Here is a 1,720-nt window from a genome sequence, read left to right as displayed (position 1 = left end):
GGGGGTTGGCATTCGGATGAAGTCAGCAATGAATTTGTCTCTTTGGTCAGCATCAAACTCGCTGCGTCACCGTTTTCCCGGTGGGGTATGCATTTCTTTTTTACGGAGAGTTTGATCCTGGCTCAGGATGAACGCTGGCGGCGTGCTTAACACATGCAAGTCGAACGGTGAACACGGAGCTTGCTCTGTGGGATCAGTGGCGAACGGGTGAGTAACACGTGAGCAACCTGCCCCTGACTCTGGGATAAGCGCTGGAAACGGCGTCTAATACTGGATACGAGTAGCGGCCGCATGGTCAGTTACTGGAAAGATTTATTGGTTGGGGATGGGCTCGCGGCCTATCAGCTTGTTGGTGAGGTAATGGCTCACCAAGGCGTCGACGGGTAGCCGGCCTGAGAGGGTGACCGGCCACACTGGGACTGAGACACGGCCCAGACTCCTACGGGAGGCAGCAGTGGGGAATATTGCACAATGGGCGGAAGCCTGATGCAGCAACGCCGCGTGAGGGATGACGGCCTTCGGGTTGTAAACCTCTTTTAGCAGGGAAGAAGCGAAAGTGACGGTACCTGCAGAAAAAGCACCGGCTAACTACGTGCCAGCAGCCGCGGTAATACGTAGGGTGCAAGCGTTATCCGGAATTATTGGGCGTAAAGAGCTCGTAGGCGGTTTGTCGCGTCTGCTGTGAAATCCGGAGGCTCAACCTCCGGCCTGCAGTGGGTACGGGCAGACTAGAGTGCGGTAGGGGAGATTGGAATTCCTGGTGTAGCGGTGGAATGCGCAGATATCAGGAGGAACACCGATGGCGAAGGCAGATCTCTGGGCCGTTACTGACGCTGAGGAGCGAAAGGGTGGGGAGCAAACAGGCTTAGATACCCTGGTAGTCCACCCCGTAAACGTTGGGAACTAGTTGTGGGGTCCATTCCACGGATTCCGTGACGCAGCTAACGCATTAAGTTCCCCGCCTGGGGAGTACGGCCGCAAGGCTAAAACTCAAAGGAATTGACGGGGACCCGCACAAGCGGCGGAGCATGCGGATTAATTCGATGCAACGCGAAGAACCTTACCAAGGCTTGACATATACGAGAACGGGCCAGAAATGGTCAACTCTTTGGACACTCGTAAACAGGTGGTGCATGGTTGTCGTCAGCTCGTGTCGTGAGATGTTGGGTTAAGTCCCGCAACGAGCGCAACCCTCGTTCTATGTTGCCAGCACGTAATGGTGGGAACTCATGGGATACTGCCGGGGTCAACTCGGAGGAAGGTGGGGATGACGTCAAATCATCATGCCCCTTATGTCTTGGGCTTCACGCATGCTACAATGGCCGGTACAAAGGGCTGCAATACCGCGAGGTGGAGCGAATCCCAAAAAGCCGGTCCCAGTTCGGATTGAGGTCTGCAACTCGACCTCATGAAGTCGGAGTCGCTAGTAATCGCAGATCAGCAACGCTGCGGTGAATACGTTCCCGGGTCTTGTACACACCGCCCGTCAAGTCATGAAAGTCGGTAACACCTGAAGCCGGTGGCCTAACCCTTGTGGAGGGAGCCGTCGAAGGTGGGATCGGTAATTAGGACTAAGTCGTAACAAGGTAGCCGTACCGGAAGGTGCGGCTGGATCACCTCCTTTCTAAGGAGCATCTGACTCTTCGGAGTCCAGAACCCAGATCAGAGCGTTCGTCTCTGCTGGGAGCTCATGGGTGGAACATTTGACATGGCATCGAGA

1 rRNA gene is annotated in these 1,720 nt (G+C 55.4%); it reads left to right on the top strand.

The annotated features are described in order from the left end of the window. Positions 1-99 precede the first annotated feature (99 nt). Positions 100-1,624, top strand: a 16S ribosomal RNA gene (locus tag FQ142_RS17325). Positions 1,625-1,720 lie beyond the last annotated feature (96 nt).

This window comes from Microbacterium sp. ANT_H45B, assembly GCF_008369345.1.
Classification (GTDB): domain Bacteria; phylum Actinomycetota; class Actinomycetes; order Actinomycetales; family Microbacteriaceae; genus Microbacterium.
Note: the sequence above shows the minus strand (reverse complement) of the source record. Positions and strands in the feature narration are given on the sequence as shown.